This window comes from Eubacteriaceae bacterium ES3 (assembly GCA_030586155.1).
Taxonomy (GTDB): domain Bacteria; phylum Bacillota; class Clostridia; order Eubacteriales; family Eubacteriaceae; genus Acetobacterium.
In genome coordinates, this window is the sequence record CP130741.1 from 116,943 (window position 1) to 129,170 (window position 12,228).

Below are 12,228 nucleotides of genomic sequence, written 5' to 3' on the forward strand. Positions count from 1 at the left end.
AATTACAAAATTTAAACATGTTTAATTATAACATAAATTCTTTTGAAACGGCGATGGTTTTAATGTGGAAAAGAGGCAGTAATTTGTTGATATTCTGATAGGGGTTTTATTGGAATATCTTTTAAAGCAACCAGAATTTTGCCAAATAAAAGATAAACTCCACAAGAAAAACAATTAATGTCAGTTTTTCCTGTGGATAAGTCGTGTTTCTGTGGGAAAAATTTTCAAATTAGGTTCTTAAATCTCTAAAGTGAAAGCTAAAAATACATAGGCCGGAGAATATAATTGTGGCAGCGACAAGTATTAGTGCCGGTAGTCCATCCAGTTGGCCGTTGATGACCAGGTCCTGGGCGTTAAAATAATTAAAAGGGGTAAGAACCCTTAAAAAGTCGGCCGAATCAACAAGCTCAATGATTACTGAGAGCAGAAAAGTCAGCATTACAAAGCCGGTTGAAACAGAAGTGGCAATTTTAGTAGTGGGACAGATGGCTCCAAAAAAGCTGCCGATTGCCAGGAAAAAGAGCTGGAGGAAAAAAAGTGCCAGCATGGTCACAGAGACTTCACTGACCATCCCGTTGCCATCATTGTAGTAGGCTATAAAGGCAATCGAGGCGATGAAGGTAACGGCATTAAAAACCATCAGATTGATCACGCCGCCAACCAGTTTGGGGGCGATGACCTGAAAACGCCGGCGCGGCCTTGTGTAGATAAAGTCGGCACAATGATCGCGCTCCTCCCGTGATACTGCGATGGCGCCATACATAATGGCGTGAACAGCAGCCAATAACATAAAATAGAGAAAAAAGACTGAATAGAAGCCGGGGATAGTGGCAATATTGACACTTTCCATACCTAAAACGGTCAGCACTTCTTTGGGCAGGCTGTCGAATAAGGCGCTTATATCTACTTCAGAGTCCGCAAAACCCTGATACTTCATCATTCCGGCAAAAATGATAAAACCCTGCGCACAACACCAGATGATTAAGGACTTTAGATTAAGTTTTAATTCTTTTAATAAGATATTCATTTAGTTCACCTGACTTTCTAAATGGCCGGAAGATCTTTTCGTTTAAACAGCCAGTAAGTACCAAGGACAAAAATAACGGTTAGTGCCAGCCATAAGAGCAGATAGGAGGCGTTATACTCCATACGCTCCATGATTTCTTCTAGATTGAAATAGTCAAAGGGAGAAATTAGCCGTAACTTGGGGTCATCGACAGTTTCTTGAATCATCGAAATGACATAAAAGAAGAAAACCGCACCCAGGCTAACAGGAAGGACAGTTCTTATCCTCTTTAAAAAGGTTGAAAGGAAAAGGCCGAGGCTGACAAAAAACAATTGGATAAAAAGCAGGCTTCCATTCATTAAGAGGAAGGTTTTTAAATCAAAACTTTGAGAGTCGATGACAGTCAGGATGATTACTGAACTGATGTTGTAAAAAATATTGGTAATAGCAATCAGAATTAGAGCAGTGAGCATTTTCATGGTGACAGCCCGATTTCTGGTGATTGGCTTAACGAAAAGAAAATCACCGGTTTTCATCCGTACTTCCTGTGAGATAATGGCTACGCCCAGATTCATAGCCTGAATAGCGCCTCCCAGCAGGATAAAGGAAAAGGCAAACTGATAGTAACCCATGATGCTGTCAATGGTGATTGCATCAAGTTTTAAGGCAGCCTGAAAAGCGGCGGGGAAACTGTCGAAGACCTTTTGAAATTCCTCCATCTGGTCGGATAAGGCGGGGTAGAAAAGCATAAACAGAATCAGGATACCTAAAAGCGACAGGCACCAGGTGATCAGTGGGCGGAGATTCATTTTAAGCTCCTGTCTAATGATGTTCATGGCTATTCCTCCTTCTGATAATAATGCATGAAAATTTCTTCAAGAGTCGGTTCTTCAATCAGCATATTGGCAAGTTTAACGCCCTGCAGCCGCTGGATAATCTTGTTGATATCGCCTTTGTACAAAAATTCCATCACGTTGTTTTCAAGTGTCAGATTGGTAACACCGGGTAGATTGAAATGACTGATATCAATAATTCCTTCAAACTCCAGCATCACTTTTTTATAATTATTGCGGCGCATTTCGTTAATGTCTTTAATATCTACGATGGTGCCGTCTTTAATTATCGCCACCCGATGACAGAGTTTTTGAACCTCAGAAAGAATATGGGAAGAAAATAGAACAGTCGCTCCCAGTTCATTTTCCTTGCGGATCAGATCAAAAAACTTCTGCTGCATTAGTGGATCCAGTCCACTGGTAGGTTCGTCGAGAATGATCAGTTTAGGTTCGTGTAAAAGTCCCTGAACGATACCCACCTTTTTCTTGTTACCATAAGAAAGATCATCAATTCGTTTGTTGAGATCCAGATCCATAATATCGGCCAATTCCTTGATTCTGGCAGGATTGACATTGTCATAGAAGCTGGCAGAATATTTTAAGACTTCCAGAACCTTCATATGTTCATAGTAAAAGACTTCAGAGGGCAGATAGCCGATGTCCCGTCTGATTTCGTGGCCGTATTTAATGCAGTCCTTGCCAAAAATTGTGGCAGATCCTTTTGTTGGATAGATCAGGGATAAAAGGGTTCTAATAGTTGTCGATTTACCGGCGCCGTTGGGGCCGATAAAACCATAGATTTCGCCTTCCTCAACTGAAAAGCTGACATCTTCGATGCCCCGATGTTTTCCGTAATATTTAGTCAGACCATTTATTTCAATGACATTCATGAGGTCACCTCCTTGATTTAATGATATTGTACCCCAATTTTCATAGGTGTAAACCCGGTGCTGTTCGAATTTTGATAAGGACGTGGATAAACTGTTGATAACAGGGCTTGAATCCGCAGAAAGGCAAGGGTAAAATAATGATACCACTAAAAAAAGGAGAAAGCGATGAAAATTGCAGTGACAAGCAGCGGGAAAACATTGGACGATCAGGTGACTAAAGAATTTGAAAAAGCGGCCTATCTGCTGATTATAGAAACCGATAATCTGAGCTTGAGTGTTTTTGAAGGACATGGAGATGGGCTTGAGTTAGCCGGGCAGATAAAGGAATATGACTGTGAAGGGGTTATTACCGGTGAAATCGAAGAGGATTCATTCTATGCTTTGGCGGATGAAGGGATTACCCGTTTTAAGGGAGATGGGATGGCAGTTGGGGAAGCTCTTGATAAAATGGAAAAAAGACAACTTGAGTATCTCAGGGATTATAAAGGCGCACCTCCTGGCCATCACCATCATTAAAGGCAATAATAAAAACGTTTGACTTTTTATGATAAAGCCCCTATAATAGGTTAGTATGACAAAAGTTAATACTAACATGGAGAGATGTCTGAGAGGTCGAAGGAGCACGCCTGGAAAGCGTGTGTGCGTGATAAGCGTACCGAGGGTTCGAATCCCTCTCTCTCCGCCATGAAAAGAAATTAAAAACGGCTTGATATAGCCGTTTTTTTAATGCCTAAAATATGATTCAATAGTTTTGACCCCTTAATTGACCCCTTAGAGATCATTTTAATTTACAGCGTATCTATAAAAGCATTCATGCGTTCAGAGCTTGCTTTTCTCATGGCATCGGTGACGTGTGCATATGTATCCATCGTGAAGGCTGCTGAATGGTGGCCTAAGTTTTCCTGTACGGTTTTAACATCGTCACCAACTTGAAGGGATACCACCGCAAAGGAATGTCGCAGGTCATGAAAGCGCAGTTCTGGCATTCCCAGATCAGTAACAATCTTCTTATAATTCTTCGATATCGTTTCATGCTTCATATGTGTACCCAACGGATTGGTGAAAACAAAATTATTCGGGTTCTGCCATGCCGATCCAGCCCGTAACCGACTTTCTGACTGCTTTACTTTCTCATTTATCAGGGTAGCCATGACCAGGTCAGCGGGTTTAATCAAACGGGTTTTATTATTCTTTAGGCTTGCCCACTGGTAACCGCCTTTTAATTTCTGATATTGCCGATAAACATAGATGGTGCCAGCTTCAAAATCGACACAATCCCAGGTAAGGCCGATAATTTCCGATTGCCGTAACCCGGTAAATAAATCAATGAGATATAGATTTTCAAATTGATGCCCTTTTATGGCTTCTCTAAAGGCCGGAATAAGGGTTTTATCCATGGGTTTGATTTGTGATTTTACCACCTTTGGAAGTGTGCAGGTATCGGCCGGATTAACCCGGATATAACCCAGATCCATAGCTTGTTTAAGTCCTTTGTGCAGCACACCATGAATGTTTTTAACCGTCTTGGGGGAATATTCTTCATTCAGTTTATTATAAAATTTCTGAATATGGTGCGGTGCCAGTGCGGAAAGCTTGACCCTACCCAGTGACGGGATAATGTGATTGTCGATTTGCGTTCTGTATGACTTAAGCGTGAGCGGTTTTAAATTCAGGACATAATCATTAACCCAGATTTTAAACCAGTCAGAAACCGTTAATTTTGACGGTTCTTTATAATCGCCACTATCAATGGTGGCGGTAACGGCAATTAGTTTTTTTCTTACTTCCTGTTGGGTGGCACCATAGATAGATTTGCGGATCTGTTTTCCAGTACCGGGATCATGACCCAGCGTGTACCGGGCTTCCCATCTTCCATCAGGACGCAAGCGGATCGTTCCCGATCCCTGGGCGTTTCTGGTTTCCTTTTTCTTTGCCATATACAAAATGTTCCTTTCATAAAATTGAATCGGAAATGTAGTGTCAAATGTCGGTAAACTCAACAATTGATACTAAGTTATTTTTTATATTCAGCTATTTTCATGATAGACTGTTGGTTATTCATGGTCATTTTGATGATCTATAATAAAAATTGCTTGATATTCGGGTATTTTAGTTAATAGTTCAACGCTTTCAATTGCCTTCCTTTTCCCAGTATCATTAAGTTTGTTGAAAAAATTGAGTAATTCTTTTTGACTTGATGATTTTAAATGTTTTAAAAATTGCTCTTTATTTTCATCACCTAAATCACCAGCGACATAACCAATTAGCATTCCTAAAAAGTATCTCATTTCTAAAGGTATGTTACCTCCTAAATCGCCGTTCTCAAATTGCTCTAATAATTTGATATCAAAATCGGTATTTTCATGAATTTCATCGTTTGTCATTCCCATTTTTTCACGGGCTTGCTTAAAGTGTGTAATAAGTGCAGATTCATCTAAGTTTTGATAATCATTAAAAGGTATAGAAGGAATTAAATTATCTAAAGTATCTATATCAGGAAATAAAGAACCAATTTCATAAAGTCTTATAATTTCTGGTTGTATCCCAGTTATTTTAGACAATTCTTCACGTGACATATTTTTCTCTTCTCTATAATTCCTAATTGTTGTACCTAAAGGCATCTTGTCATAACCATCATTAATCATTCCAACGGTTACTTTTAGAACATCCGCAATAGCTTCGATAGTTTCACGCTTTTCAGTGTCAGAATCTCTTTTTATTAATGAATAAAGCGTCGTTACTGGCATATTTATTGATTTTGCAAGTTCTGTGGTAGTCATGTTTTGTTTTTTTAGAATTTTTTTAATATTACTTCCAATCCCCATTTGCACACATCCTTTTCTTAATATTAAAACACGAAATATCAGTCAAGTAAATATAAAACACGAAATAATCGTAATATATTTTAAATAATGCTTGCAATTACGATAATATCGTGTTTTAATATAAAAAACACGATATTATCGTAATTGAGGAGGTGGACAAATGAAAATCAATAAATCAAGTCTAGATATTGCGATGGCAAATAAAAAAATTAATTTTAGGGGACTTTCTGAACTGTCAAATGTTTCTACGTCAACGTTGTCTTACATCAATAATGGTAAGCATTGTAGACCTGAAATAGCTGGTAAGATAGCCAAAGCATTAGATATGTCAGTCGAAAATTTAATTGAAAAGGAGACCTAAAAATGAATGATGATAATTGCAATAATCTAACCGGGGCTGAAATGCTCGATTTGCTTGCAGATCTGGTTGTGGGAACCTACCACAATGATATCCGGCATGAGCTTCTTAATTTTATTGAGAGCTTAAAAGAAGGGTTGCCAAAAATATTTGGTGAGGTTGGAAAGAGAAGTGATAAAGATATTCTTATGAGTGAAATCAGTCATTTTAAAAAGGAAATGTGTACAGCAATAGAGCCGTTTAACAATTATTTGCGAATTGATGGCATGTTATCTTTAGCAAGGTCATTAGAGATATTGATTGAAGCTGAATACTTGGAAATGTTTGAAGAATTGGTTAATTTTCATGCTGATATCGCATATTGTCGGGGAAATATTCAGTAAGCAAATAAAGCGGGTGATGAAACAGTTAAAATATTTTGAAAGGATGAAAGCACATGGAAAAGCTAACTTATAATGTTGCTGAAATAGCGGTGTTAATGGGGATTTCAAAAGGAAACGCATATGAATTAACGCATCGGGATAGTTTTCCAGCTATTAGAATCGGTCGCAGAATTTTGATTCCAAAGCAAGAATTTTTAACCTGGCTAGGTGCCGAAGCAAGGGGAGAATATGGAACAAATGAAGTATAAATATGTTTATGAAAAAAGGTGTGAAAATGGCAGACAATAAAAAATATTACTATTTGAAATTGAAGGATAATTTCTTTGATGATGAGAAAATTATAATCCTTGAAAGCTTACCAGATGGCTATTTATATGCAAACATATTAATGAAAATGTATTTAAAAAGTTTAAAGGGTAACGGGCGTTTGATGTTCAATGAAAGAATACCTTATAATTCTCAATTGCTGGCACAATTAACCAGGCATTCGGTCGGTGTCATTGAAAAGGCAATAGATATATTCTTAGAATTCGAATTAATAGAAGTGATGAATAACGGGGCAATATATATTACCAATATACAGAACTTCATAGGTTCTTCCAGCAGTGAAGCGGATCGACAAAGAGAATACCAAAGACGTTTAAAAGAATCGAAGGGTATTGATTCAAAAGAAATTATCAAAATAGAATCGTGTAAGAAATCTAACGGAGAAACTAACGATGTTTCTAACGATAATGAATCAAATAAGAAATTATGTAAGAAATCTAACATTGAACCTAACGAAAATGGTCAATGTAAGAAATCTAACATTGAATCATGTAAGGAATCTAACGCAGATTTTGAAAAAGTGCGTAAGGAATCTAACAAGATTTCTACACCAGAGATTAGAGATAAGAGATTAGAGATTAGAGATAAGAATTTAGAGATCAGAGATAAGAGACTAGAGACTAGAGACTTAGATTATTCCTCTGACCCAGCTTTTCAGATTTTAGAACAAGCAATCAGTAAAAAGAAAGCTGAAATAGAAAAATATAAAAAAACCGATATTGAAGAGCTTGAACCAATTGGCGATACGCTTCTAAATAATTACTCTGAAATAGAAGACTATTTAATTTTAACTGATGAGGATATTCAATACTTTGTTGATTGTTGGAATAACATTGATATTTCAGGAAAGATAAAAAAGCTCACGGATAAGCAGATTGAAAAGCTTAAGGATAATGTTAATCAATTTGGAATTGGACAGGAGCCTAAAGAAAAGATTGATCATTTATTTGACAGCATTACAGATAGTCTTTATCTACTTGGTGAAGCTGAACATGAATTTAAACTTATGATTAATTGGGTCTTAAAACCGGAAAACTGGGAAAAGATTATTAGTGGTGATTATGAAAGCTGGGGCGGTGTCATTTAGTGACAATATAAAGGCCTTAATAATCGTTATGATGGATTTGAACAGTAGAAGCATTAAAAAAGCCGTATGCGGTCAAATAGTCGAAAAAAATGATGTTTAAAGATGGGGTATCAAATATGAAATTGATAGCAATAAAAAATCGTCATCAAATCGCACTTGATGACGAAAGCTGTAATGAATAATTACAGTAACCAAAATCATCTTGATTATATCACTAAAAATTGAATTTGACCAGACCTGTAAAAGTAACTGTAAGGCTAACAGTAAAACTAATAAAAGGAGTGTGAGAGCTATTAACATTTTTAATCGATTCAAGAAAAAAGAACCTGACCCCCAGCAGATGGAACGGGCAGAATTAATCAGCGGAAACAACAGTTTTTCGCCATGGTCAGGTGATGCCTATTCACTGGACATATACCGGGGCGGGGTTGATTCCATCGCCCGGAATTGTGGCAAGCTGAAAGGCTCGCATATTATCAGCTATGCGAATCAGCAAAAGACCCAGGGTGACGAAAGGCTTAACCGGATTTTACAGGTGGCACCTAACCCCTATATGACGGCCTATGATTTTCTGTATAAGATGGTCACGCACTATTATTTATATAATAACGCTTTTGCCTATTTGCAGAAGGATAAAAAAGGCCAGGTAATTGGCATTTATCCCATGGGCGCAAATCAGGTGGAGTTTTTAACCGATCCAACGGAAACAATGTACTGCAAGTTTTTATTGACGGGTGGTAAAGAAGTGATCCTTCCTTATGCGGATATCATCCACTTGCGCCGGAATTTCAACGAAAATGATTTGCTGGGTGATCAGAACACCGCCATCATGGACACGCTGGAACTGGCACACGCACAGAGTGAAGGAATGGTAACCAGCATTCAGACATCGGCTAATATTCGGGGGCTTATAAAGCATACCACAATCTTAAATGATGAAAGTCTCGAAGAAAGCCGTAAAAAATTCATGGAAAACTTTCTACAGATGAACAACAATGGCGGTGTGGCGGTAATAGATCAAAAAATGGAGTACACGCCAATCAATCAAACCCCAGCCAATATTGATACTGGCCAGATAGAAGCCATCAAAACAAAAATTTACAACTATTTGGGCATATCGGAAAGCATTGTGAACAGCTCATACAATGAAGATCAGTTTTCAGCCTTTTATGAGTCAACGCTTGAACCGATCGCCTTGCAATTAAGCCTTGAATTTACCCGGAAAATCTTTAATGACCGGGAACAGGAATATGGCAATAAAATATGCTTTGAATCCGGCAGGCTGATATTTTCCAGTAATGCCACCAAAGTAAGAATGATTAGGACACTGGTGCCTCTGGGATTACTGTCTATTAACCAGGCATTGGAAATTTTAAATCTTCCAAGTATTCCAGATGGTGACAAACGGATTCAGACTTTAAATGTGATATCACAAGATAAAGCGGATCAGTATCAATTGAATGATATGGAGGATGAGGAAATATGAAAGAAAAAAGAATAGCAGAAATAAGAGCCACCGACCCGGCAGGTGAGGAACAAGGCCTTATTATAAAAGGTATGCCTGTGGTGTTTGAACAGGAAACCGAAATAAAAGACCCGGCAGGATCTTACAAAGAAATTATTAGAAGGGGTGCGCTTGATGGTTGCGATATGACCGACACCCGGTTGCTTTACAATCACGATATAAAGCGTATTCCATTGGCTAGAACACCTAAAACATTGCAGTTTAATATTACCCCGGCAGGGTTAGAAATGATTGCAGCGTTACCGGATACGGCAGAAGCAAGGTCAGTTCATACGGCAGTTAAAAATGACCTTTTGACAGGAATGTCATTTGCATTTACCGTTCCTGTAGGTGGGGACAAGTACGACCGGAAAACTAACACAAGGGAAATACTGAAAATATCAAAAATATATGAGTGTTCTGTGGTGCCTTATCCGGCTTACCCTCAAACGAGTGTAGAAGCCAGGGCGGTTATAGATGCACCAAAAGATGAAGCAACCAAAAAAGCCATTAAATTGGCAGCAAATAAAATTCTATTTACGAAGGAGAAAAAATAAAATGAAATTTGAAACAGTGGCAGAAGCCTTTAATTATTACAGAAGTGCAAACTTAGCGGAAATTGAAACCAGAGCAGCCCAGATTAAGGGAACCATAGACACCGATCCAGAAGCGGACGTAATGAGCCTTAATATTGAAATTCAGGGTTTATCCCAGGCAAAAGAAAACCTTAAAGACAATCAGAAAAAGCCGGAACCGGAACCACGAGGACAGTTTAACCCGATTACCGGGGGAACCTTTGAGAAAAGAGCCAGTGACGCAGCCTTAACCGGGGATGTGCTGGAAAGTCCAGAATATCGGTCAGCGTTCTTTAAAACCCTGCTAGGCCAAGCATTAACACCATTTGAAACAGCAGCCTTTAAACGGGCGCAGGAAGTTGAAAAACGGGCAGATGCTTTTAACACTGTTACCAGTGCAGCAGCAGTTTTACCGACTCAAACACTGAATGAAGTAATCAGCAAAGCCCGGACAATGGGCGGTTTATTGCCACAGTGCCGATCCTTCAATATGCCGAGTAAAATTAGTATTCCTGTGGGAACACCGACCGGGAAAGCAGCATGGCACACAGAAGGGACAGCAGTTGAATCAGAAGATAGCAGCGTGGTAAATGTTGATTTTGACGGGTACGAGATTATAAAAGTATTCTCAATCAGTGCAGCAGCCAAAAAAATGAGTATTTCAGCCTTTGAATCATATATGACCACGGAACTATCAGCCAGTGTTATGGAATGTATTGCGGATAGTGTTGTTAATGGGACAGGAACCACCCAGGGAACCGGGATTGAATCCATTAGCTGGGTTGCTGGCACCAATGCCGTTGAATACACAAAATCTGGCATTCCAAGTTACACCGATTTTGTAACACTAATGGGCAAACTAAAACGGGGTTACAGTAACGGCGCAATATTTGCCATGAATAACTCGACCCTTTACACCCACGTTTACAACATTGTGGATGGAAACGACAGACCTATTTTTATTACAGATCCCAAAAATGAGGGAATCGGCTTTATTCTGGGTAAGCCTGTGGTTATTGATGATAACATTGCCGATGGTGATATTTACCTGGGTAACTTTAAGTATTTTGGTTATAACATTCCCGAAGGAATTGCCATTGAAGTATCCAGAGAATCCAGTTTTAAATCTGGCCTGATTGATTACCGGGCTTTAGCAGTTGCCGACTGCAAGCCGATTGTCACAGAAGCCTTTGTTAAGCTGTATGAAGCAGCCGTATAAATGATATGACAATTACAGAAGCAAGAGACTATTTGAGGATAGACGGAACAGACAATGACGGGGTAATTTCCCCGTTGCTGTCTGCTATCCCGGATTATATTGAAACCACTACAGGAATGAGCGCAGACCAGCAGGCAAGCGAACCTTTAGCGGATACAGTCAGTAAATTTCTTTTAGCCTTGTGGTATAACGCAGAAGGCACCGACAGCGAAAAACTGGAAAGGACAATTAATAGTTTGCTGAAAGTATTAACGGCCATGGCGGTTGATCCAGCAGAATAGGAGTTTATAACAATGGCACAGGGCTATGCAAAACATTTTTATCAATCGGTGGTTTGGAAAAAGACATCAAAGGCCTATGCAGCCAGCCAGCACTTTATTTGTGAGCGGTGCGGAAAGCCAGGGCGCATAGTCCACCATAAACATTACATTACACCGAAAAACATTAATGACCCTGAAATTACTTTGAGCTGGGACAATCTGGAATATTTGTGTCAGGATTGCCACACCTATGAGCATTTAGCCGGATCGGAATGTATGAAGGGTTTGTGCTTTAACAGTGAGGGGGAACTTATCAAAAATGAATAGCGTTGAACCGATAAGAGAAAAAGACGATATTATCAATTTTGTTGAGTACCTGAAAGAGCGCAACGAACGTGATTATATTTTGGCCATGACCGGGTTTTATTCTGGCTATCGCATATCTGATTTGTTAAGCTTGAGAGTAAGAGATTTTAGGGATAAAGATTATTTTTATTTCCGGGAACAGAAAACAAATAAGCAGACGAAAATAATAATCAATCCAGAATTAAAAAGAGCAGCGAATGAGTACATTTATTTCAATAGTCTGAAAGATGATGATTATATGTTTAAAAGTCAGAAGGGGTATAACAAGCCGATAACCAGGCAACGGGCTTATGTGATATTGTCGACAGCAGCTAAGGCGATTGGTTTGCATGGTAGCTTTGGCACTCACAGTTTAAGAAAGACAATGGGCTATCACTATTACAAACAGACTAACGATATTGTCACATTGAAGATGATCTTCAATCATTCATCAATTGATGTGACGTTATTGTACATCGGTGTGACACAGGACTTAATGAATAAACAATTAAAAGGTTTTAAGTTATTTTGATAATGTTACACAATGAAGCAAGGAAATATAGTGGGCTTAAAATAGAAGTGCTGAAAAGGGCATTAAAAAGCGGTTCTTTTTGCT

16 protein-coding genes and 1 tRNA gene are annotated in these 12,228 nt (G+C 38.7%); 12 read left to right on the forward strand and 5 right to left on the reverse strand.

Going from position 1 to position 12,228, the window contains the following annotated elements; translation table 11 throughout:
• Nucleotides 1-229: 229 nt before the first annotated feature.
• The 3 genes from Q5O24_00520 to Q5O24_00530 are packed head-to-tail and all read right to left on the reverse strand — an operon-like array spanning nucleotide 230 to nucleotide 2,729.
• Nucleotides 230-1,027, reverse strand: a complete 798-nt coding sequence (locus Q5O24_00520) for an ABC transporter permease subunit (GenBank protein WKY47844.1) — start codon at nucleotides 1,025-1,027, stop codon at nucleotides 230-232.
• A gap of 17 nt (nucleotides 1,028-1,044) precedes the next feature.
• A complete protein-coding gene (locus Q5O24_00525) occupies nucleotides 1,045-1,842 on the reverse strand; it encodes an ABC transporter permease subunit (GenBank protein WKY47845.1) in 798 nt (265 codons plus the stop codon).
• 2 nt (nucleotides 1,843-1,844) lie between these two features.
• Complete coding sequence (locus tag Q5O24_00530) at nucleotides 1,845-2,729, reverse strand: ABC transporter ATP-binding protein (protein ID WKY47846.1); 885 nt, start codon at nucleotides 2,727-2,729, stop codon at nucleotides 1,845-1,847.
• Between the two features lie 165 nt (nucleotides 2,730-2,894).
• Between Q5O24_00530 and Q5O24_00535 the strand changes: the two genes are divergently transcribed.
• Both Q5O24_00535 and Q5O24_00540 read left to right on the forward strand, forming a co-directional pair.
• The gene (locus Q5O24_00535) at nucleotides 2,895-3,245 is read left to right on the forward strand and encodes a NifB/NifX family molybdenum-iron cluster-binding protein (protein WKY47847.1); all 351 of its coding nucleotides are present in this window, start codon (nucleotides 2,895-2,897) and stop codon (nucleotides 3,243-3,245) included.
• A gap of 78 nt (nucleotides 3,246-3,323) precedes the next feature.
• Nucleotides 3,324-3,414, forward strand: a tRNA-Ser gene (locus Q5O24_00540).
• A gap of 103 nt (nucleotides 3,415-3,517) precedes the next feature.
• Here the strand turns inward: Q5O24_00540 and Q5O24_00545 are convergent.
• Together Q5O24_00545 and Q5O24_00550 are read right to left on the reverse strand one after the other, a co-directional pair.
• Entirely contained in the window at nucleotides 3,518-4,666 is a 1,149-nt protein-coding gene (locus Q5O24_00545) for a site-specific integrase (protein WKY47848.1), read from the reverse strand.
• Nucleotides 4,667-4,783: 117 nt separating this feature from the next.
• Nucleotides 4,784-5,554: a helix-turn-helix domain-containing protein gene (locus Q5O24_00550; GenBank protein WKY47849.1), complete on the reverse strand. Its 771-nt coding sequence runs from the start codon at nucleotides 5,552-5,554 to the stop codon at nucleotides 4,784-4,786.
• A 160-nt stretch (nucleotides 5,555-5,714) separates the two neighbouring features.
• On the opposite strand from Q5O24_00550, the gene Q5O24_00555 reads away from it, so the two are divergent.
• From Q5O24_00555 to Q5O24_00600, 10 genes are all read left to right on the forward strand, one after another.
• Entirely contained in the window at nucleotides 5,715-5,915 is a 201-nt protein-coding gene (locus tag Q5O24_00555; protein WKY47850.1) for a helix-turn-helix transcriptional regulator, read from the forward strand.
• A gap of 2 nt (nucleotides 5,916-5,917) precedes the next feature.
• On the forward strand, nucleotides 5,918-6,295 hold the full coding sequence (locus Q5O24_00560) for a hypothetical protein (protein WKY47851.1): 378 nt from the start codon (nucleotides 5,918-5,920) through the stop codon (nucleotides 6,293-6,295).
• Between the two features lie 53 nt (nucleotides 6,296-6,348).
• Nucleotides 6,349-6,543: a helix-turn-helix domain-containing protein gene (locus tag Q5O24_00565; GenBank protein WKY47852.1), complete on the forward strand. Its 195-nt coding sequence runs from the start codon at nucleotides 6,349-6,351 to the stop codon at nucleotides 6,541-6,543.
• A gap of 26 nt (nucleotides 6,544-6,569) precedes the next feature.
• A complete protein-coding gene (locus tag Q5O24_00570; GenBank protein WKY47853.1) occupies nucleotides 6,570-7,709 on the forward strand; it encodes a phage replisome organizer N-terminal domain-containing protein in 1,140 nt (379 codons plus the stop codon).
• Nucleotides 7,710-7,992: 283 nt separating this feature from the next.
• On the forward strand, nucleotides 7,993-9,195 hold the full coding sequence (locus Q5O24_00575) for a phage portal protein (GenBank protein WKY47854.1): 1,203 nt from the start codon (nucleotides 7,993-7,995) through the stop codon (nucleotides 9,193-9,195).
• Complete coding sequence (locus Q5O24_00580; GenBank protein WKY47855.1) at nucleotides 9,192-9,770, forward strand: HK97 family phage prohead protease; 579 nt, start codon at nucleotides 9,192-9,194, stop codon at nucleotides 9,768-9,770. Before Q5O24_00575 ends, Q5O24_00580 begins: the two co-directional genes overlap by 4 nt.
• Nucleotide 9,771: 1 nt before the next feature.
• Entirely contained in the window at nucleotides 9,772-11,007 is a 1,236-nt protein-coding gene (locus Q5O24_00585; protein WKY47856.1) for a phage major capsid protein, read from the forward strand.
• Nucleotides 11,008-11,012: 5 nt separating this feature from the next.
• The gene (locus Q5O24_00590; protein ID WKY47857.1) at nucleotides 11,013-11,288 is read left to right on the forward strand and encodes a head-tail connector protein; all 276 of its coding nucleotides are present in this window, start codon (nucleotides 11,013-11,015) and stop codon (nucleotides 11,286-11,288) included.
• A 12-nt stretch (nucleotides 11,289-11,300) separates the two neighbouring features.
• The gene (locus tag Q5O24_00595; protein WKY47858.1) at nucleotides 11,301-11,594 is read left to right on the forward strand and encodes an HNH endonuclease signature motif containing protein; all 294 of its coding nucleotides are present in this window, start codon (nucleotides 11,301-11,303) and stop codon (nucleotides 11,592-11,594) included.
• Entirely contained in the window at nucleotides 11,587-12,144 is a 558-nt protein-coding gene (locus tag Q5O24_00600) for a site-specific integrase (GenBank protein WKY47859.1), read from the forward strand. The genes Q5O24_00595 and Q5O24_00600 overlap by 8 nt, the downstream gene beginning before the upstream one ends.
• Nucleotides 12,145-12,228 lie beyond the last annotated feature (84 nt).

What these genes read in the sequence shown, in the direction of transcription:
- Q5O24_00545 (WKY47848.1), bottom strand. Translation starts at nt 4,666, where the DNA reads ATGGCAAAGAAAAAGGAAACCAGAAACGCCCAGGGATCGGGAACGATC.
- Q5O24_00520 (WKY47844.1), bottom strand. Translation starts at nt 1,027, where the DNA reads ATGAATATCTTATTAAAAGAATTAAAACTTAATCTAAAGTCCTTAATC.
- Q5O24_00550 (WKY47849.1), bottom strand. Translation starts at nt 5,554, where the DNA reads ATGGGGATTGGAAGTAATATTAAAAAAATTCTAAAAAAACAAAACATG.
- Q5O24_00565 (WKY47852.1), top strand. Translation starts at nt 6,349, where the DNA reads ATGGAAAAGCTAACTTATAATGTTGCTGAAATAGCGGTGTTAATGGGG.
- Q5O24_00525 (WKY47845.1), bottom strand. Translation starts at nt 1,842, where the DNA reads ATGAACATCATTAGACAGGAGCTTAAAATGAATCTCCGCCCACTGATC.
- Q5O24_00585 (WKY47856.1), top strand. Translation starts at nt 9,772, where the DNA reads ATGAAATTTGAAACAGTGGCAGAAGCCTTTAATTATTACAGAAGTGCA.
- Q5O24_00590 (WKY47857.1), top strand. Translation starts at nt 11,013, where the DNA reads ATGACAATTACAGAAGCAAGAGACTATTTGAGGATAGACGGAACAGAC.
- Q5O24_00580 (WKY47855.1), top strand. Translation starts at nt 9,192, where the DNA reads ATGAAAGAAAAAAGAATAGCAGAAATAAGAGCCACCGACCCGGCAGGT.
- Q5O24_00595 (WKY47858.1), top strand. Translation starts at nt 11,301, where the DNA reads ATGGCACAGGGCTATGCAAAACATTTTTATCAATCGGTGGTTTGGAAA.
- Q5O24_00535 (WKY47847.1), top strand. Translation starts at nt 2,895, where the DNA reads ATGAAAATTGCAGTGACAAGCAGCGGGAAAACATTGGACGATCAGGTG.
- Q5O24_00570 (WKY47853.1), top strand. Translation starts at nt 6,570, where the DNA reads ATGGCAGACAATAAAAAATATTACTATTTGAAATTGAAGGATAATTTC.
- Q5O24_00560 (WKY47851.1), top strand. Translation starts at nt 5,918, where the DNA reads ATGAATGATGATAATTGCAATAATCTAACCGGGGCTGAAATGCTCGAT.
- Q5O24_00555 (WKY47850.1), top strand. Translation starts at nt 5,715, where the DNA reads ATGAAAATCAATAAATCAAGTCTAGATATTGCGATGGCAAATAAAAAA.
- Q5O24_00530 (WKY47846.1), bottom strand. Translation starts at nt 2,729, where the DNA reads ATGAATGTCATTGAAATAAATGGTCTGACTAAATATTACGGAAAACAT.
- Q5O24_00600 (WKY47859.1), top strand. Translation starts at nt 11,587, where the DNA reads ATGAATAGCGTTGAACCGATAAGAGAAAAAGACGATATTATCAATTTT.